Source organism: Nocardia sp. CA-119907 (genome assembly GCF_050955995.1).
In the GTDB taxonomy this organism is placed as follows: Bacteria; Actinomycetota; Actinomycetes; order Mycobacteriales; family Mycobacteriaceae; genus Nocardia.
This window is the reverse complement of record NZ_CP192091.1, coordinates 8,301,188-8,319,752: the sequence shown is the minus strand read 5'-3', so window position 1 is coordinate 8,319,752 and position 18,565 is coordinate 8,301,188. Positions and strand designations below refer to the sequence as shown.

Genomic DNA, 18,565 nt, shown 5'->3' with positions numbered 1-18,565 from the left:
CGGTTGACAACAGAATCGGTGCAAGCGACATCACCGTTCACCCCCATCGAAAGTTGTTGTGTCGCAGAACATGACGCATCCATCCGGACGGGAGGCAGGTGTCGGGATCGGGGCAGCCGGTTCACGACCAACCGTGAGCAACAGCGCGGCAGGCAGGATAACCAGCGCCACAACGACCGCCATTCCCGCCAGCATCGGGCGGATGAACATCGCTTCGAACATCACGCCACCGCCTCACCGGGGCGCTTGCCCAATTCGCAGAACAAGCGACACCCGTTCGGGTCCGCAGGCGGTTGCGGTTGATCACAGAACATCACGCAATCGCCATCGCGCAGCGGAGCAGGTTCGTCGCAGAACATGACGCACCCGGACCGATCAGCAGCAGCCGAAGCCGCTGGAGCAGCCGCCACCGGCAGCGGAGCGAGCAGGATCGCGATCACGATCGGAGCTTTCAAGACAGACATTGCCCCTCCCAACGGGCACAACAAAGTAGACGAAATAGGTTGAAACACTGGACTTTTGGTGACCTGGTGCCGTCAGGCGGGCAGTCCCTCCAAGGGCAGCATGTCCGCTTGCACTGGCCACGACGAACGACGCGGACGTGATGAGGAAGGTGCCGAGACCTCGCGCGGGGTAGCAGGTTCGATAGCCACCGGTTCGGGTACCGGAGTCGGGTCAGACTCGACAGCCGACATCCGTTCGATTACCGATTCAGCCTCGATCACGGGTTCGGCCTCGATCACCGGAGCCGAATGGCGTTGTGCCGCACGGAACAACACCGCCAAACCATGGGTGTCCACCAGCAGAGAAATCGGGGCGATAGCCGCCACCACCGCGCACAACCAAGCCGGAAGCGGATTGCCGCCAGCGATAGCGTGAATGCTGTTGCCCGCCACCGATACCAGCGCGCCCACCGCGAGAACTCGGGTGAAGAATTTGCGTTCCGGTGACTTCGCCAGCACCAACGCCCCCGCTGTCGCTTGCACGATCGTGCCGTCGATGATCAGCGGGAACAGCCACGCATCCGAAGCCGGAATATGGGCCAGCTTCGCGAGATCCCGCAGGGTAGTGAAGGAAAGGCGGAACGCGGCAGCGCCGACGCCCACGATCACCAGGACCGCGAACACCCGCGCTGCCAACATCCCCTTGTGCGTGGACATCACGCAGCCGCCTGCCCGGACTGCTCGGTCGACCGCTTACGCTGCGCCTTCCCCATCGGGGCCGGAGCAGCCTCGTCCTTGTCGACCGCCATCTCCGCCGCCAACCGCTCCGCAGCGTCGTGCAGCATCAGAATCTGCGGCAGCCGATCAGCCAGGGTGCGAGCGTCCTCCAGTGACAGGTTCAGCCAGGCGCGGCCACCGTCGTTGACCAGCTTCACATCCACACTGGCGGGAATACGGCCATACGTATCCTGACGCGCCTCCCGGTACTGCACGTCGATGCCGTCGTACTTGCTGACATTCACCTGCATGAACGACATGACGATCACGCAGCCTTCTCGTCACGCGGACGAGCAGCACCCGGATTCGCCGGAGCCTGCTTGGCGCCCGAGTTGTCGCCCACGATGCCCGTCGCGAAGTACGAGTAGACGAGCTTGGCGAAGTCACCCGCCTTGGTAGCTCGCGGCTGAACCATCAGGTTCTCGAAGACCACCTCGCGCATACCCGGACGGAGCTCCGGACCTACGGGAATCGGCTGCACCGGAGACAAGAAGATCAGGTCGATGCCCATGTCCGAGCCCCGGACATCAGCCGAGAAGTCAATGATCTTGGCCTTCCACTTCAGAAGACCGGTCTCCTCATCCCGTTCCTGCTCATTGGTGTAGGCCCGCTTGCGCTCGTTGAACTTCATCACCGGCTCAGGCACGTTGATGATCGCCGCACCCGCCTCGAACCCGATGTCATGCGGGATCGGGAAACGCTGGAACTTCTTCACAGCCATCGCTGAACTCCCTGTCTCAAGATGGAATAAATGAGACTCATACGTCGTTTGTAAGGACTGACGTCTCTTGATACGACTAATTCGTCTAGTCGTACTATAGGACTAGAACGTCACATCCCGCAAGAGTTCGAGGCAAAGGAATCCATGACGACGAAGATGGCTATGTCGGAGGTGATCCGGACACGCCGAAATCAGTTGGGGCTCACGCAATCTCAGATCGCTGAGACGATCGGCGTGAACCTTCGTCAAGTCGTTCGCTACGAAGCCGGAGAGCAAGAACCCGCGTTTTCCGTGGCCGTCCGACTTGCGAAGGCCCTTGGCATCTCCCTTGCTGAGCTAGCTGGCGAAATACCGACCGGGCTGAACCTCAGCGGCGAATGGTGGGCGGCGTGGGAGACATCGAAGGACGGCATCCCCCGCGTCGACGTGCACAGCATGTTCGCGAATCAGCAAGCCGACCAGATCCACCTGGACGCAAGCCGCGCAGTGAACGTCAGCCTCGAAGGCGGCACGTATGCGTGGCGTGGAGAAGTCCGCATATGGGACAACGAAGCTCTCATTGGCTGGTATCGAGCAACCGATGGAGCGGTACGGTCGAAAGGTTCGATTTACTTCCACCTACACCAGCACGGTCAGAGCGCTTACGGCCGATGGGTGGGCATGAGCTACGACGGCGAAGTGATTACAGGCTGGGGAGCAATGGCCCGCGATGCCGACAGTGTTAAGCGCATAGTCGAACAACTCATCGAGACAAACGGAGCATCCCGTGGACGAATTAGTTGACGTGACAATCTCTGCCGAAAGTGCTGACTGGCTTGCCTCGTTCACTCGCGAGCTTGTCAGCGACCGGCTGGCCGCCTGCGGCAACGTCATCCCTGCAATTCGCTCGATCTATCGGTGGCAAGGAGACATCTCCGATGACGCCGAAGCGCTCGTAGTCCTTCACACGCGGAAGTCTCTCGTGCCCAAGATCATTGAGAGAGCGAACCAAAAGCACCCATACGACACGCCTCAAGTAATCGCCGTCCCAGTTGTCGACGTGCACCCTGGATACCGCACTTGGGTGCTCGACTCCACCGACGACCAATAGCAACCGCCAACATACGAACGGCTGAGGTCTCCGCCTGTCCCATTCATTGGGCTAGAGATCTCAGCCGTTCCTTTGTGTTCACCCGGACCTTCGCTCGTCTCATCGCAAAGTCTCGTCTGCGAGTTGTTGCCGAATTTGGCTATATAGGTTCAAGAGCGGCGGCCCTACGGGCCACCGCCACCGCGCTGGCGCCGCGCGACGGGCACGCCTTGCTTCGCTGCGGCGCACCCGGCGCGTCGGCGCGTTGGCGGCAGCCCTTCAGGCCAAGCCGCCTTTGATCTTCATGAGCCCACTTCGCACACAACCGAGCAGCTGGGGCGGCAGACGACGGATCTCACGCCTAGAGATCTCCACGTCTCGGCTTGGGTTCCCGCCTCCTCATGGCCCCATGATCTGACTTCAGTCCGGGTGAGTAAAGGGCGCTTCGCGTCGCTACGCGATGCCTACGGCCCCCTTGACTAACCCTCCTTCAGCACAGGATGGCCAGTATGAGGAAGCGGGGGGAGTAGGTTTCGGACATGCGAAAGCCGCGGATAGGCGATCTATCCGCGGGGGAATTGATGGGAACAACAGCGGAGGATTGACCGGCATTTTCCGGAGGATGACCCGGGAACATCGGGGATGCCGGGGGACTCTCGTTCGCTGTGAATTCTGTTGTGTTAGAAGCGCTTTAGGAATCTGGGGGACGTTGCGGGAAGTTCTCCAAACCTTGCTGTTGTATCGTCACGGATATCCGTAACCGTTCTGACCAAGAGGGTGCCTAAAGATGGATGCATCGCGAAGCGATTCCGTGGGGGGTGGCGGCCGGGTGACGGGCGAGCCCGAATTCGAGACGATTCTGCTGGAGCGTAAGGGTCGGGTCGGCTGGATCACGCTGAACCGCCCGAAGGCGCTGAACGCGCTGAACGCGCAGGTACTCGACGATGTCATTGCCGCGCTCGACGAACTCGAGCACGATGACGCGATCGGCGCCATCGTCATCACCGGTTCGGAGCGGGCCTTCGCGGCCGGTGCCGATATCAAGGAGATGCAGCCCAAGTCGTACATGGATATGTTCATGAACGACTACTTCGCCCGCTGGGACCGGCTGGCGCAGTTCCGCAAGCCGACCATTGCCGCTGTCGCCGGGTACGCCCTCGGCGGCGGCTGTGAGCTGGCCATGATCTGCGACATCCTGCTCGCCGCCGATAACGCGAAATTCGGTCAGCCGGAGATCAAACTCGGCGTCATTCCCGGCATCGGCGGCTCGCAGCGCCTGACCCGCGCGATCGGCAAGGCCAAGGCCATGGATCTGGTGCTCACCGGCCGCAATATGGACGCCGAAGAAGCCGAGCGCGCCGGACTCGTCTCCCGCATCGTCCCCGCCGCCGAACTGCTCGACACCGCACTCGAGGTCGCCGAGACCATCGCATCGATGTCGCTCCCGGTCACCATGATCGCGAAGGAAGCGGTGAACCGCTCCTTCGAAACCACCCTGTCCGAGGGTCTGCGCTTCGAACGCCGGGTCTTCCACTCGCTGTTCGCGATCGAGGATCAGAAGGAAGGCATGACCGCCTTCGTCGAGAAGCGTCCGGCGAAGTTCACCAACCGCTGACACCTTGCCGCACTGAGGTATTCGAACAAGCACTGTGCCCGGCCGAGTGAATCTCGGCCGGGCACAGGTGTATTCGATCAGCGGCGGCCACGCTGCCGGAACGATTGCGACAGATCCGCGGTGGCGAACGCGAGCGGCACATTGCCGTCAACGCTGTACCGGTACAGCGCGGTCTGGTAGATGCCCGACAGCGCGGATACGACGACCGCGGTCACGATCAGCCACGCGATGCCGAGCCCGACCACCACGAATCCGGCTGCGATATCCGTGCCGAGCATCAAGAATCCGACGAACATCACCAGAACCCCCGGCAGCGCGAACAGCAGGCCGACCAATCCGAGCCCGGCATTGCCGACCAGATTCTCGCCCCAGGTCCGCTTCAACGCTGCCGACGAATCCTTCACCGCGGCAACAACATTGCGATCCTCCAGCACGATCTTCGGCAACACCAAGAAGGTGACCACCTGCCACGCCGTCCCCGCGATAGCGGCCAGAATCATCCCGACGAACGGCACCCGATCCTGCAACCACCGCAAGGCCTGCGACACCGTGGCCGAAATCGCCGCCCACACCAGAATCTGCGGCGACCGTGCCCCTGCCGCTCGCAACCCCTCGGCCACACTGGGATCCCCACCCTCCAGCGCGATATTCGCCTGCGAGATCAACGCCGCATTGAAGAAGATCGTGACGAATGCCGAGGCCAAATACATCAGCCCAAATACCACATAGGTAGTCGTCGACGACCTGTCCCAGTTATCGCTGGCAATGAGCGGCACCACGAATGTGGCGGCCACAATAATGCTCGCCACCGCCGACAGCGCCGGAAAAACCGCCAATTCCTTGCGCGCCTTCAGTACCGCCGCCGACGCCTTGAACATCTGCCACGAGGTTGCGAACGCCATTCCTACCTCCAGAATCATTGACCGAATGCGTCCACAATTGATCAGCCACCCAAAGAACGCCTTGCCGAGTTCTTAAAGCGACCACCGACCTGGTCTCGCATACCTTGTCGCGACCTCGCACACGGTGCACGTTATGCGCCATACCCACCGGATATGCGCGACGCGGGGTCCTGCTGCGGGTCTGTGAGATGGCGCGTGGACCATGTGTTGCCGTGAGTTCAGAACTGCGGCGGGAGTATTAGGGAACGCCGGTTGTACGGGCTGTTAGTTGAGGGGCTTCGCTGGGATGCCGGCGATTTCGACGGGGGTTGGGGCGTTACCGCCGTCCGGGGGCTGGGCTGCGGTGTGGTCTACGGCGAGGAGGCCGACGATCGTTGCGCTCAATGCGATCGTGACCGCAGCGGCGGCAATGAGTTTGCGGCGGCCGACGGTGGTCGGCAGCAGGGAATCCGTCAGCGCTCGGCTGCGCAGTCGCGCCATTCGCAGGTCGCCGGTGGGGCGTTCGGCGGCGAGCAGGACGGCACCGCGGGCCGAGACGTATTCCGGCTCGGAGTCGTAAATGACCGGGAGTTCGATCATTTCGGCCAGTTCCTCGCGGATGCTGGGGTTGCGGGTGCAGCCGCCGAGTAGGACGAGCGCCTCCGGCTGGACTCCGGTTTCCTCGATCAACTGGCGGACGAACGAGGCCGAATGGTGGATGCCGGCGGCGCACAATTCGGCGAGGTCGCTGCGGGTGACCACGGCGCGGTCGCCGGAACTGGTATCCATGGCGGTGATCACGCGGGCGCTGCTGAGTTCCTCCCGGTGCCTGCGGCTGGTCAACTTATCGGTGAGCACTCCGCCGCGGGCGAGTTGCCAGCGCAGCAGTGCGTCGTAGCCGTCGCCGCCGAGCACCGTACTGTGTTTGCTGGACAGGATGGTGTCGGTCCGGCAGTCGGCGTGGGTGATGGTCAGGCCGGAGCTGCCGAGGTCGTAGAGGATGACCGAACCGCTGGTGGGCAGGCGACCGGTGAAACGCAGATACCGCAGCTGGGCCAGCGGTTCGTCGATGATGGTCAGCCGGGTGCGGCCCGCGGTGGTTCGGATGGCGTCGGCGTGCAGTGGGCAGCGACAGGTTACGGCGGTTCCGGTGATCAGTTCGTCGCGCCGATCGGCGGCCGCGCACATCTGCCGAATCGCCTCGAAGACCGGTTCCTCGACCCCACCACCCGCCCGACGCGGCACCTGGCATCGATCAATCGGGGGAAGGTGCGGCTGATCGGAATGTGTCAGCATCGCGCGAGCACCTCCAGCGCCCGCCGATACCCCCAAGACCAGCACCATGGTCTCCATGGTGAACCCTTTCGGGTCCGCTGCCAAGACGACGGGGCGGGGAATTCGCTAGTTGGATGCCAGACCGTTACCCCTTGGTCGTTCGGGTGGTGTATGGACCGACCGGTCTGCGCGGTTTGCTATACCTCGTGCGTCGACCAGCGTGCCGTTTCGTCGCCGGTGTCGAAGTCGCCAGCGGCATGCCGGAATTCGGCGAGCAATTGCAGCAGCGTGTGCAGCCGATCCGGCGGGAGTCCGGGGAGTGCGAAGACTTTCGCATTGAGTTCCTCGGTTGCCTGAGCAACCAATTCCCTTCCAGCGGCTGTGATTTCGATAAGGGTGGCACGCCGATCGCTGGGATGGGGTACGCGCTCGACGAGTTTCGCGGCCTCCAGCCGATCGACGGTGTTCGTCACGCTGGTCGGGTGCACCTGCAGGCGCGCGCTGGCCTTCGCCATCGGCAGTGCGCCCGTCTTGCTGAAAGACAGCAACATGAGAAGTTCATATCGGGAGAAGGTCAGACCGGTCGGTTTCAGTGCCTCGTCCACCCGAGCCATCACGATTTGCTGGGCCCGCACCAGCGATGTCACCGCCGCCATGCCGTCGGCGACATCGCCCCAGCCGTGGCCGACCCACTGGCGATGGGCCTCCTCGATCGGATCCTGCGGGAGTGGACGTGGCCGTGACATGGCTCCGATCATTGCATGTTCTCCCGCTTTTCCGGGTCTTCCGCCGACAGGCGAGTGCCGCGAAATCCGACTTGCGGACCGGCGGTCGAATGCCCGGCCGAGGTTTGGGCGTACCCGGTGGGTCACCCATGTCATCGCGAAATCAGTTGATGCGATGTGTCGCGCCGGAGGGGGCCGCTGTGGCGGGGTTTCGATCATTGCTTGCCGGTTGAGATCACGGTGATTGCAACGGTGGGCAATTCGACGGGGAAGACGGCAATATTCATGGCGAGGCGGGCGTGGCTGAGTGGTTCAGGCAACGGTCTGCAAAGCCGTTTACGCGGGTTCAATTCCCGCCGCTCGCTCCAAAAAGGGTGCGCCGCCATGGGCGCCCGGCTCGGTGATACGCCACCGCCGAGCCGGGTGTCCGTGGTTCAGGCCGCCGCTTCGAAGGCCACGGCGGCGCCGACCGCATCCAATCGCACCCGCTGCCCCACGGTCGGGGCGGCGACGCTGGCGCGGCGCACCAGCACCGGATCGGTGTCCCCGTCGAGTGCGATGGTCAGCATCACATCCGCCCCGCGGAACTCCACATCGCGCACCATCCCGCTGCCCGGTTCACCATCGGAAACCACATGCGCCACAAGCTGTTCGGGCCGGATCATGATGGTCGTTCGACCGGACGGCGCCGACTTCTGCACCGGAATCCGGCCGAGTGCGCATTTGGCGATATCGCCGTCGACCACCGCGTCGAGCAGCACGCAATCACCGAGGAACTTGGCGGTGAACAGATCGGTGGGCGCCGCGTAGACCTCTTCCGGAGCGCCCACCTGGGTGAATACCCCCTCGCGCATGACCGCGACCTGCTCGGCGAAGCAGAGCGCCTCCTCCTGGTCATGGGTGACCAGAATGCTGGTCATCCCCGCCGCGCGCAGCGTCTCGGCCACGGCCTGCCTGGTGGTGGCGCGCAGCCCGGCATCGAGTGCACTGAACGGCTCGTCGAGCAGCATGACATTGGGTTTGCGGGCGAGCGCGCGGGCGAGCGCGACGCGCTGCTGCTGGCCACCGGAGAGCTGATGGGGCCGGCGGTCGGCATAGGAGGGATCCAACGAGACCATCTCCAGCAGTTCGTTCACCCGGCTCTTAGCACGCCGCAGACCGCAGATTCCGCGGTGCAGGCCGTAGGCGATGTTCTGACCGACGGTCAGATGTGGGAACAGTGCGCCGTCCTGCGCGACATAGCCGACATTGCGCCGCTGCGGCGGCACCGAAAAGCGGTCGCGGGTCACGGTTTCGGTGCCGATGGCGACCGAGCCCGCATCCGGGGCCTCGAATCCGGCGATCACCCGCAGCAGTGTGGTCTTACCGCAACCCGACGAGCCGACCACTGCGGTCGAACTGCCATTGGGCACGTCCAAACTGATGCCGCCCAGCACTTGGTGCTGGCCGAAGGTCTTCGAAACGGCGTCCACGACAAGCCGACTCATAGTCCAGCCGCCTTCCTGGATTGGGTGAACAGCAGATATGTCACCGGAACCGCGGCGACGATCATGATGAGTGCGTAGGGTGCGGCCGCGGCGTAATCCAATTCGCCCGACAGCGACCAGAAGCGCATCGCGAGAGTGCGAGTTCCGCTGGGGGCCAAGAGCAATGTCGCGGTCAACTCGGTCGCGACGGCCACAAAGACCAGCGCGGCCGCGGCGGCCGCGGCGGGTGCGGTCAGCCGCAGCGTGACGCGAACGAAGGTGACCGGACCGGACTGTCCCAGCGAGCGCGACACCTCCTCCAGCCCGACCGGCACCTGCGCCAGTCCCGCGCGCACACTGACCAGCGCCCGCGGCAGGAACATCAGCACATATGCCGCGACGACCATGGCCACCGTCTGATAGAGCGGCGGTGCCCACCGAATGGTGACGGTCACCATGGCCAGCGCGATCACGATGCCGGGCAGCGAACTCGTAATGTAGTTGGCGCCCTCCACCGTTCGGGCGAAGGCCGAGGTGGAGCGCACCGCGATCCAGGCCACCGGAAACGCGCACACCGTGGTGATCAGCGCGGCCATCGCCGCCAGCGCGATGGTCTGCCCGAGCGCCGTGCCGATCTCGGTGATATCCCAGACCCGCGCACCGCCGATGCGCAGCCAGCGCACGATGGTCCACAGCGGCACCCCGATCGAGCAGGCGACAACCGCGGCCAATGCGAGGAGCATCGGAATCGTGCTCGGTCCCAACGCAACTCGGGTCGCCGCACGCGGCGCACCGCTGCCGATCCTGGCGTAACGCGCCTTACCGCGCGCTCCCGCCTCGGCCGCGAGTAACACCAGGCAGCACAGCACCAGCACGCCGGCCAGCATGCTGCCCGCCGGACCGGCGAAGCTGGATTGATACTGCTCGAAGATCGCGGTGGTGAAGGTGTCGAAGCGGATCATCACGAATGCGCCGTATTCGGCGAGCAGATGCAGCGCGATGAGCAGCCCGCCGCCGAGGATGGCCAATCGCAACTGCGGCAATACGATTCGGGTGAACACCGCGACCGGTCCGGAACCGAGCGCGCGTGCCGATTCCTCCACCGCCGGGTCGAGGCGGCGCAATGTGGCCGCCGCGGGCAGATACACCAGCGGGAAATACGACATCGTGGAGATCACCACGCCCGCCCACAGCCCGTGCATGGTCGGGAAGACGCTGACCCAGCCGTAGCTGTTCACGAATGCGGGCACGGCCAGCGGCGCCGCGAAGACCGGCCCCCACCATGCCGCACCCGGCACATTCGTCCGCTCCACCACCCACGCCAGCCCGACGCCGAGCACCACGCAGATGGGCACGGTGACGAGCACGAGTGCGGCCGTATTGCGCAGCAGGTCACCGACTCTCGGGCGGAACACCAGCTGTGCCGCTTCGTGCAGGCCGGTGGAGAAGACGGTGGACACGATGTAGCCGAGCGGCACGAACGTCGCCGCCACCAGCAGCAGGGCGACGATCGTGACCAGCGGCCCCGGTCTCCCGACCCGGGGTGCGGCGACAGCGGTCCGAAGGGCCATGACTAGAGCAGACCCGCGTCGGTCATCAGCGCCGTCACCTTCTTGGCGTCGAGCTTGCTCGGGTCGACGGCCGGTGCCTGCAGCGAGGCCAGCGGCGGCAGCGCCGGATCGGCCGCGACATCACTGGCGACCGGGTATTCCAACGAGGTGCCGTCGCGCAGGATCTCCTGCCCCGCCTTGGAGGTGATGAATGCCAGGAACCGCTGTGCCGACTCCTGCTTCTTGCTCGACTTCAGCACGCCACCACCGGAAATCGAGACGAAGGCGCCCGGATCCTGGTTCTTGAAGTAGTGCAGCGCGGTGTTGTTGCTGCTCTCCTTGGTGTTGACCTGGTCGCGGTACCAGTAGTAGTGGTAGATCACACCGCCGTCGGGCTGGCCGGAATTGACCGCCTTCATGGTGGCGACATTGTTCGGGAAGGCCGTGGCGTTGTCCTTCATACCCTTGAGCCAGGCCTTGGTGGCGTCCTCGCCCTTGAGCGCGAGCAGACCCGCGACGATGGCCTGGAAGTCGGCGCCGGAAACGCCGGCACCCCAGCGGCCCTTCCACTGCGGCTGCGCCAGATCCAGCAGCGACGCGGGCAGTTGGTCGGCCGCGATCCTATCCTTGTTGTATACGAAAACCGTTGAGCGGGCAGCGATTCCGGTCCACTTTCCGGTGGACGGCCGGAACTGCGCTGGCACCTGGTCCAGGGTCTTGCTGTCGACATCGGCGAACAGTCCGGCGTTCTCGACCAGTGCCATGGCGGGGGAGTTCTCGGTCAGGAAGACATCGGCGGGGGAGGCGGCGCCCTCGGCGACCAACTGATTGCCCAGCGCGGTGTCACCGCCCTGGCGCAGCGTGACCTTGATGCCGGTCTCCTTGGTGAACGCGTCCACCCATTCCTTGGTCAGGGATTCGTGCTGGGCGTTGTAGACGGTGATCTCGTTCTTGTCGTCCGAGGAATTCGAGCAAGCCGTCAGGCCGATCGCCGCGACGGTGACGGCCAGCGCCGCGGAAACCGATTTCCATCTGATCGACATGTTCGAGTCCTTCCGACACGTGCAAGGTTCCACTTCATATGATGAGGCTTACCTAAGCAAGATACCGCGTCCGACGTGCGCGGATGGTATCGGTACGGCTGCGGCCGCCGTGGTTCGCCGCGCGGGTCAGCTCAGTCCCGAGAAGTCCCGCAGCACAACGTGATTGCGGTCGGCGAAGGTGCCGAGCGTGTAGTCCGGCAGCAGACCGAAGTATTCGCCACGGGTCGTCGCGCTCCAGCGGCAGGCGGCCGCGGTGCGGGTTTTGTAAAAGTTGATCATGTACCCGCCCTCGTACAGGCGCAGCAGGCTATAGCCGCCGGGATACTCCTTGACCGCCGCCACCTCGAGGAATTCCACCGCGCAGCCGGTATCCGGACGGGTGCGACGGTTGCGGTGGGTATGGCCGCTGTGCTGGAGAAATACTCCGGGGGCGCGTTCGTAGAGCGTCTGGAGTTCGAGGCTGTCGGATCGGTTGAGGACGAAACCCGGTCCGGCGGTATTGGTCAGACCGGATTCGGCGGTCACCGGGTGGTGGCCGAATACCAGCGTCGGGCGGTCCGGATCGGTGCGCAGCAGTTCGCCGAGCCGGTCGAATTGCGGACGTACGATACTGCCGCCCGAACCGTCGAGTTCACTGGTGTCCAGACCGAGTAGCCGCAGGCCGCCCACCTCGTGCGCGATCAGTTGCTGGCGTGGATCGAATTGCTCGGCCCAGCAGTCGTAATGGTCCGCGGGTGCCGGCAGACAGCCCTGATATTCCGATCCGATGTGCGGGCGGTCGTGGTTGCCGCGCACGGCAAAGTAGTCGCGGCCCTGTTTACCCCAGCTGTCCAGATGTGCGCGGACCGCGCGCGATTCCTCCGGTCTCGCCTCGGCGGTGAGATCGCCAGCGATGAGCAGTGCGACGGCGCCGCGGTCGGGGCGGCGCAGATCATCGAGCAGTGCGGCCAGCATCACCTCTGGATAGGGCGGTAGACCCGGCTCCTGCTGGAAGCCCGGCGGCAGGCTGTCGACGACGAGCCCGCTGATCTGTTCGCCGTAGTGCACGTCATTGGCGAGGGCGATGGTGCGCAGTTGGCGGCCCGGCGGCGGCATCAGAGTGGTGAATTCGCCAGTGGATTCCGGACTTCCGGGGGTCAGGGTGGTCAGCGACAGGGCTGGTGCGGCCCGGGCGCCGTTGGACCAGGCCTCGAATCGGTAGGGGCGACCGGGTTCGAGGCCGTCGATCTCGGCGTAGTGGAACGGGGTTCGCTCATCCTCGGCGTATACCGTCCCCGGAGCCAGCGGTGAGTCCGCCGGACCCAAGCGCACCTGGGCGTCGGTATCGACCGGCAGCAGTCGTCCGCTCGGATCCGGGGCCACTGTCGTCCAGGTGAGAATCACCGATCGATCGGTGACCGTGACCACTTCCAAATCGGTCACCAGGAGCGGATTCGGTTGGGCCCGAACCGAACCCGGTGCGGCGAGTGCGGTCGACGCGGCCCATCCGACGGCGCTGAGGAAGGTCCGGCGCGACGGTCCGCAGCAGCTCATTCGACGAGATTACGTCAGTTCTTACCCGCCTCCGCCGAGCAGACCTTCCACTTCCCGTCTTCCTTGCGCAGGTGTTCGGTGGTGCCGGTGTCGGTATCGGGGGTCTCGCCCGGAATGGTCAGCGTGAGTTTGCCGGTGATCCGGGCCGTCGCGCGGTCACCGGTGACGACGATATTGTCGATCTTGTCGATGCTGACCTCGACCTTGGCGGTATCGAATTCCTTCTTCTGCTCATCGGTCAGCGTGTCGAACTCGGCACGATCGGCCGCACATGACTTGGCCGCCGCCGCGGCGAAACCACGCGATCCGAGTGTGTCGTAGAAATCGTGGATCGCCACCTCGATCTTCTTCTCATCCGAGGCGAGCGGCGTCTTCCCCTGCACGGTCAGCACCACGCCCGCGGCCACTGCACCCGCGATGATGAGCACCAGCACCAGCAGTCCGATGATCAAGCCGGTCTTGCGCTGTTTCGGCGGCTGATAGCCCGGGAAACCCGGCGGATTTCCGCCCGGTGGCGGATATCCGGGCGCACCTTGTGGCGCATACCCTTGACCGCCGGGTGGCGGATAACCCTGCGCACCGGGCGGCGGATACCCCTGACCGCCAGGCGGCGGATAACTCTGACCGCCGGGCGGGGGATAACCCCCTTGCTGCGGATACCCCTGCCCACCCGGCTGCGGATACGGCTGCCCATAACCCGGCTGCCCCGGTTCCTGCGGCTGTCCGAATGGCGGCTGCCCGCCCGGCGGATATGTCATCGTCGCGTCCTCCCACTCACCCCGGCTTATGTGGAAGGTTACGGCAACGTGCAGCTCCGCGACCCGAACACCGGCGAGCGATCCACCCCGAGCTAGGACAGCTGTCCCAGGGGCCGTCGGTCCGGGATCGGTGTCAGCCGGAATTCGGTTGTCGAGCGGAGAATGTCGGCGCGTTCCGCGATCAGGCCCATGCGCGCGGCGATCTCCCTGGCCTCGGTGTGGTCGGGATGCGCGGTGACCTGTCCGGCCCACTTTCGGTACAGGAGGCCGGGTTCGGCCGAGAACCACCCGTCGCTGAGCGCATCGGCCGCGAGCAGCAGTCCGGTGTCCTCCGAGGCGGGCAGTGCCATCCAGCCGCCGACCGCCAAGAGCAGGTCCCGTCGGATACAGAGGCTCGCGGGATGGACTTGGGCACGGTAGCCGTGCTCGCGCCAGTGTTCCAGGACCGTGCCGGAGGTGATTCGGCCCTCCGGCGGGTCATGGTCGAATCCCATCGTGGAACCATCGGGAAGCAGGTCGAGGACACGCGAGGTGGTCCAGCCGACACCGGTCTGCCGGAGTGCGGCGATATCGCGTGCGAGCGTGCCGGGCGTCAACTGGTCGTCGGCGTCGAGCACCTTCACCAAGGTTCCCGTGGACCTGCCGAGGGCGAGCGATCGGCACACGCCGGGACCGCCACGTCGCCCGAATCCCGGTTTGATGCGCGGATCCTTCGGGAGCAATGGCGCGACATCGCCGGTCGTCCCGTCTTCCTGGACGATCCATTCCCAGGTCCAGCCGGGCGGAAGTTCCTGCGACACCAGGGAATCCCATGCCGCGGTGAGGTATTCGCCGATCGGGCGGTAGGCGGGCGTAATTACCGAGATGAGTTGCGTCATGGCCTGTCCCATCGGCTGAGCTGAGTTAGGTAAACGAGTTCGGTACGGTCGCCCGGCAGCACGATGTCGGAGAACTCGACGGTACGTCCGGTCGTATCGATCATCTGCTTGCGTACGACCAAGACCGCGACATCGGGCGGGATATCGAGTTCCGCCATCTCGGTCGCGCTCGGCGGATGCGCGGTTATGGACTCCATAATGTGATCGATCTCGATATTCACCGTCCGCAGCTGGTGATGGGTGCCACCGGGCCACGGTTCCTCATCGGCATCGAGCAGCCTCGGATTGGATGCCACCACGTCGTAGACCAAATACGACGTGCTCAGGCTGACCGGAGAGCCTTCGGCCTTGAGCTGAGTTCGATAGTCGCGGCGCAGGATGCGTGTTCCGACCGGCACCTCGAAGACGGTGGCAATGCCGCTATCCGCCTCGATCGTTTGATAGTGGGCGAAGAATTCCAGATCGTCGATGCTCAACCCGGTGTCGTGTTCGGTTGCGCCGGTGGACCTTCGGACCGCTTCCGACAGCAACGCCCGGTCCTTCTCCCACTGATGACGTTCCGCGGTACGCCGAACCCGCCCTCCCGTCCCGATCCTGTGCCGCACATCGTCCGCGATCCACTCATACTTCGCACCCATTGGCGCTCCTCGAACGTGTCAGTGACGCCCACTACCACCATGCACCCCCAAGCCACCACATGCGGTGATTCTCCCGGGTACGCCGTCGGTGACGACGCTGCCGGTGCACTCGCGACCGCTGCTGCGGACCGTCTGCGGACTCGGTGGGATCACGAATCGCTGAAGGTGACGCGAAGGGTCAGCGAGCAGTGGATAATAGACAATACGTATAACACCTGCATGTCGTACGTATTGTTGTCAACTCTGCCGAACATTCGAGATCTTGGAGAGCAGCACTTCTCATCGCAGCGAGATGCTTGCAGTCGATACAAGACAACAAAGGCGCGATGTGGGAAGGGGAGTCCGATGCATTCGGATGGGCCCAAATCGGAGTCATTCTGGAAGAGTGTGCCGGGCTTGCTGACCGGAATCGCAGCAGTGCTGACCGCCCTCGCGACAGTGATCGGAACCCTGTACGGGGTCGGCGTGATCAAGATCGGCGAACGTGTCAGTGACGCCCACTACCACCATGCACCCCCAAGCCACCACATGCGGTGATTCTCCCGGGTACGCCGTCGGTGACGACGCTGCCGGTGCACTCGCGACCGCTGCTGCGGACCGTCTGCGGACTCGGTGGGATCACGAATCGCTGAAGGTGACGCGAAGGGTCAGCGAGCAGTGGATAATAGACAATACGTATAACACCTGCATGTCGTACGTATTGTTGTCAACTCTGCCGAACATTCGAGATCTTGGAGAGCAGCACTTCTCATCGCAGCGAGATGCTTGCAGTCGATACAAGACAACAAAGGCGCGATGTGGGAAGGGGAGTCCGATGCATTCGGATGGGCCCAAATCGGAGTCATTCTGGAAGAGTGTGCCGGGCTTGCTGACCGGAATCGCAGCAGTGCTGACCGCCCTCGCGACAGTGATCGGAACCCTGTACGGGGTCGGCGTGATCAAGATCGGCAAAACGACGGAACCCTCCTCTCCGCCACCGCCGACCAGCACGAGTGTCTACCGACCGAGTTACTACCAACAGGCGCCTGGAAACTCGGCGCCTAAAGGGGACCGAGCGGCAATCAACCTGGTGTATTCCGGCGACCCATACGGTTGCCTGGTCAATCTCACCGTGCAGGTCGGGGATCAGGCGGCATCGCCGACATCGGACCACTACCACATGCGTGGCGTAGCTACCGGGGTGCAAACGTACGGCATTCAAGGAACCATCGAATGCCAGAACACCGGAAAGTGCAACGCGTCCGGCCAGGGCACAGTCAACGTTGTGGACGGCGCGGTTTATGACCTGGCGTGGAAAAATCGCGAGGTCAACTACTGCACGGTCACCCTCCAGTGACAAGAAACCCCGGAAAGCAGGGCGGCACCGCACCCTGCCGCCCTGACATCTGAGCCAGGTGACTCATCGAACAGAAAGGCCCTGACCGGCAATGTATCGGTCAGGGCCTTCGTCGTGGGTGCCCTCGGCAGGATTCGAACCTGCGGCCTTCTGCTCCGGAGACAGACTCGGTCTGGTTTGGGGGGTCTTCGACTGGTCGGGGTGGTTGTGTGATGTGGCATTTCGGTATGCGTCTGTCCGGCGTTGTTTGCTCGACTTGTGTCACTCTCGTGGCATCGGGCAACGGCTTTTGGGGTTGTCACTCTCGACGTTTGCAGCAATCGGGTGACACCGGTGTCGGTGGTGACGTAGCGAATTACCAGGTGATTCAACTGACCAGTCGTTGGTGGATGTTGGTCGCGAAGGGCCGCATTGCGGACTCGCTAAGGACTCGCGGAGGCGATGGCTGATGCGATGCGAATCTGTGAGCTCCGGCCGACAGGTTGTAACTCTTATTCTACCTATGTAGAGTACGATGCATGCGGAAGACGCACTCACTAGTTCAGGTAGCGGCTGCCCTAATGGCCGAGCCTGACGCCAAGCACTGGGGATACGACCTCAGCAGGCGTTCGGGCGTGCGATCCGGGGTTCTGTATCCGATGCTCACAAAGATGCTTGCGGAGGGCTTTTTGACTGATGGATGGGAAGACCCGGCGACGATCGAGGAGAAACGCCCGCCTCGGCGGTACTACGAGCTGACCGACCATGGAAAGCTGGAGTTGGGTGCTACGCTTCGGGCTGCCCGTGCCGACCAGCGTTTCTATGCGTTGAATCTCGGGTGGGTGTGATGCCTGCGCTTCTCGACGTAGTTGCATCTTGGCAGGCTTTCGCTGCATTTATGCTGACTGTGGCGGTTTTCGGGTTTTTTCCAGGCTTCTTTCTGCGCCTGATGGTGAAGATTTACCCACCCCAGGATCCCCGGCGTGGTGAGCTTCCGGCCGAACTGTATTCGGTTGGCTTGTTGATGCGGCCCTTCTGGGTTGCTCAGCAATTCGAGACCGTCCTGTATGAGGGAACAGGGCTGCGATACCGCGATTGGCGATCGCGAAGACGTGGGCGGCAAGCGCTGACCGACAGCCTGGATGCCGTTGGGGGCGCGATCCGAAACGCAGAAGGCTATATGGATGCCGCTGCTGATGACGTCGTCCTTGTCGACTTCGGTAACGGGGATCAACTTGCGTGGGAACAGGCTGTTGGCGCCATGCGCAGTCGTGTCGGCCGATCGAGGCTTGGGAGGGCGCGGCTTCGGTATAGGCACCTGGCGCGGTCGAGGGCTCGGAGAGAGTTCGTGGCCCATGTCCAAGTCTGCTTGAAGGTCACGTTCCATCCTGTTGATGACGCTATTGCCGCAGGCTTCCCGGTTGGTCGGGCATCATCGGGTGACCAGCACTGACCCCTGGTTCGTGGTCTGCACCCGTCCTAGCGCTGCGGAAGACCAGGTGTCCGGAACCTACGTCCCTCCCTGCTTCCTCATACTTGCCGCCCTCAGCGGAACTCGGTCGTGTCAAGGGCGCTCTTTCCCTTGACTCGGCTGAGTGGAGCGAGACAATCGGCGTATGAGGTAGCTGGGAACAGCCGCGTGATCCTGTATTGGGTCCGCGGCTTCGTCGTGTTCGGGGCCAGGCTGGGAGCAAGTTCGTTCAGAATGCAGCCAGAGGGTCAGATGCTCCGGCGAATGGCGCGGAGCGGTGCCGACGCGGTCGACGCGCCGTGCGACCGCCGTTCAGGGAGCGCGCTGCGTGTCGTAGCGCGGCGGCGGCGCTTTGCGCCGCCGCAGGCGCTCTTGGGTTTATATAGCCAAATTAAGCAACAACTCGT

The 18,565-nt window shown here is 63.8% G+C and carries 21 protein-coding genes and 1 tRNA gene; 7 read left to right on the top strand and 15 right to left on the bottom strand.

What is annotated here, in order from left to right; genetic code table 11:
• Nucleotides 1-30 precede the first annotated feature (30 nt).
• The 4 genes from ACQP2D_RS37590 to ACQP2D_RS37575 all read right to left on the bottom strand — a co-directional run bounded on the left by ACQP2D_RS37590 (nt 31) and on the right by ACQP2D_RS37575 (nt 1,941).
• Nucleotides 31-222: a hypothetical protein gene (locus tag ACQP2D_RS37590; protein ID WP_433680665.1), complete on the bottom strand. Its 192-nt coding sequence runs from the start codon at nt 220-222 to the stop codon at nt 31-33.
• 314 nt (nt 223-536) lie between these two features.
• Nucleotides 537-1,160: a DUF2637 domain-containing protein gene (locus ACQP2D_RS37585; protein ID WP_433680664.1), complete on the bottom strand. Its 624-nt coding sequence runs from the start codon at nt 1,158-1,160 to the stop codon at nt 537-539.
• On the bottom strand, nt 1,160-1,489 hold the full coding sequence (locus ACQP2D_RS37580) for a hypothetical protein (RefSeq protein ID WP_433680663.1): 330 nt from the start codon (nt 1,487-1,489) through the stop codon (nt 1,160-1,162). Before ACQP2D_RS37580 ends, ACQP2D_RS37585 begins: the two co-directional genes overlap by 1 nt.
• A complete protein-coding gene (locus tag ACQP2D_RS37575) occupies nt 1,486-1,941 on the bottom strand; it encodes a hypothetical protein (protein ID WP_433680662.1) in 456 nt (151 codons plus the stop codon). Before ACQP2D_RS37575 ends, ACQP2D_RS37580 begins: the two co-directional genes overlap by 4 nt.
• Before the next feature lie 144 nt (nt 1,942-2,085).
• Between ACQP2D_RS37575 and ACQP2D_RS37570 the strand changes: the two genes are divergently transcribed.
• From ACQP2D_RS37570 to ACQP2D_RS37560, 3 genes are all read left to right on the top strand, one after another.
• On the top strand, nt 2,086-2,724 hold the full coding sequence (locus tag ACQP2D_RS37570) for a helix-turn-helix domain-containing protein (RefSeq protein WP_433680661.1): 639 nt from the start codon (nt 2,086-2,088) through the stop codon (nt 2,722-2,724).
• Complete coding sequence (cutA, locus tag ACQP2D_RS37565; RefSeq protein WP_433680660.1) at nt 2,708-3,031, top strand: divalent-cation tolerance protein CutA; 324 nt, start codon at nt 2,708-2,710, stop codon at nt 3,029-3,031. Before ACQP2D_RS37570 ends, cutA begins: the two co-directional genes overlap by 17 nt.
• 766 nt (nt 3,032-3,797) lie before the next feature.
• Nucleotides 3,798-4,625: an enoyl-CoA hydratase gene (locus ACQP2D_RS37560; RefSeq protein ID WP_433680659.1), complete on the top strand. Its 828-nt coding sequence runs from the start codon at nt 3,798-3,800 to the stop codon at nt 4,623-4,625.
• A gap of 77 nt (nt 4,626-4,702) precedes the next feature.
• Here the strand turns inward: ACQP2D_RS37560 and ACQP2D_RS37555 are convergent, their stop codons facing one another.
• From ACQP2D_RS37555 to ACQP2D_RS37545, 3 genes are all read right to left on the bottom strand, one after another.
• Nucleotides 4,703-5,527 (bottom strand): DUF6159 family protein, encoded by an 825-nt coding sequence (locus tag ACQP2D_RS37555; RefSeq protein ID WP_433680658.1) that lies wholly within the window; start codon nt 5,525-5,527, stop codon nt 4,703-4,705.
• 264 nt (nt 5,528-5,791) lie between these two features.
• Nucleotides 5,792-6,859, bottom strand: a complete 1,068-nt coding sequence (locus ACQP2D_RS37550; RefSeq protein WP_433680657.1) for an Hsp70 family protein — start codon at nt 6,857-6,859, stop codon at nt 5,792-5,794.
• A gap of 119 nt (nt 6,860-6,978) precedes the next feature.
• The gene (locus tag ACQP2D_RS37545) at nt 6,979-7,527 is read right to left on the bottom strand and encodes a MarR family winged helix-turn-helix transcriptional regulator (protein ID WP_433680656.1); all 549 of its coding nucleotides are present in this window, start codon (nt 7,525-7,527) and stop codon (nt 6,979-6,981) included.
• Nucleotides 7,528-7,799: 272 nt separating this feature from the next.
• Here ACQP2D_RS37545 and ACQP2D_RS37540 point away from each other — a divergent pair.
• Nucleotides 7,800-7,874 (top strand) — tRNA-Cys (locus ACQP2D_RS37540).
• 66 nt (nt 7,875-7,940) lie between these two features.
• Here the strand turns inward: ACQP2D_RS37540 and ACQP2D_RS37535 are convergent.
• From ACQP2D_RS37535 to ACQP2D_RS37505, 7 genes are all read right to left on the bottom strand, one after another.
• Nucleotides 7,941-8,993, bottom strand: a complete 1,053-nt coding sequence (locus ACQP2D_RS37535; RefSeq protein WP_433680655.1) for an ABC transporter ATP-binding protein — start codon at nt 8,991-8,993, stop codon at nt 7,941-7,943.
• Nucleotides 8,990-10,543, bottom strand: a complete 1,554-nt coding sequence (locus ACQP2D_RS37530; RefSeq protein ID WP_433680654.1) for an ABC transporter permease — start codon at nt 10,541-10,543, stop codon at nt 8,990-8,992. The genes ACQP2D_RS37535 and ACQP2D_RS37530 overlap by 4 nt, the downstream gene beginning before the upstream one ends.
• A gap of 2 nt (nt 10,544-10,545) precedes the next feature.
• Nucleotides 10,546-11,565, bottom strand: coding sequence for an iron ABC transporter substrate-binding protein (locus ACQP2D_RS37525; RefSeq protein ID WP_433680653.1), 1,020 nt, complete (start codon nt 11,563-11,565; stop codon nt 10,546-10,548).
• Nucleotides 11,566-11,691: 126 nt separating this feature from the next.
• The gene (locus tag ACQP2D_RS37520) at nt 11,692-13,098 is read right to left on the bottom strand and encodes a metallophosphoesterase (protein ID WP_433680652.1); all 1,407 of its coding nucleotides are present in this window, start codon (nt 13,096-13,098) and stop codon (nt 11,692-11,694) included.
• 14 nt (nt 13,099-13,112) lie between these two features.
• Nucleotides 13,113-13,856: an Rv0361 family membrane protein gene (locus tag ACQP2D_RS37515; RefSeq protein ID WP_433680651.1), complete on the bottom strand. Its 744-nt coding sequence runs from the start codon at nt 13,854-13,856 to the stop codon at nt 13,113-13,115.
• A 92-nt stretch (nt 13,857-13,948) separates the two neighbouring features.
• Nucleotides 13,949-14,734, bottom strand: a complete 786-nt coding sequence (locus ACQP2D_RS37510; protein WP_433680650.1) for a glycosyltransferase — start codon at nt 14,732-14,734, stop codon at nt 13,949-13,951.
• A complete protein-coding gene (locus ACQP2D_RS37505; protein WP_433680649.1) occupies nt 14,731-15,372 on the bottom strand; it encodes a UTRA domain-containing protein in 642 nt (213 codons plus the stop codon). The genes ACQP2D_RS37510 and ACQP2D_RS37505 overlap by 4 nt, the downstream gene beginning before the upstream one ends.
• Nucleotides 15,373-15,717: 345 nt before the next feature.
• Here ACQP2D_RS37505 and ACQP2D_RS37500 point away from each other — a divergent pair, with 345 nt between their 5' ends.
• The 3 genes from ACQP2D_RS37500 (at nt 15,718) to ACQP2D_RS37490 (ending at nt 17,535) form a co-directional block, all read left to right on the top strand.
• Nucleotides 15,718-15,909, top strand: a complete 192-nt coding sequence (locus tag ACQP2D_RS37500) for a hypothetical protein (protein ID WP_433680648.1) — start codon at nt 15,718-15,720, stop codon at nt 15,907-15,909.
• A 277-nt stretch (nt 15,910-16,186) separates the two neighbouring features.
• A complete protein-coding gene (locus tag ACQP2D_RS37495) occupies nt 16,187-16,708 on the top strand; it encodes a hypothetical protein (protein WP_433680647.1) in 522 nt (173 codons plus the stop codon).
• A gap of 518 nt (nt 16,709-17,226) precedes the next feature.
• Complete coding sequence (locus ACQP2D_RS37490; RefSeq protein ID WP_433680646.1) at nt 17,227-17,535, top strand: PadR family transcriptional regulator; 309 nt, start codon at nt 17,227-17,229, stop codon at nt 17,533-17,535.
• Here the strand turns inward: ACQP2D_RS37490 and ACQP2D_RS37485 are convergent.
• Complete coding sequence (locus tag ACQP2D_RS37485; RefSeq protein WP_433680645.1) at nt 17,508-18,074, bottom strand: hypothetical protein; 567 nt, start codon at nt 18,072-18,074, stop codon at nt 17,508-17,510. The two genes, ACQP2D_RS37490 and ACQP2D_RS37485, sit on opposite strands and share 28 nt — an antisense overlap.
• Between the last annotated feature and the right edge of the window lie 491 nt (nt 18,075-18,565).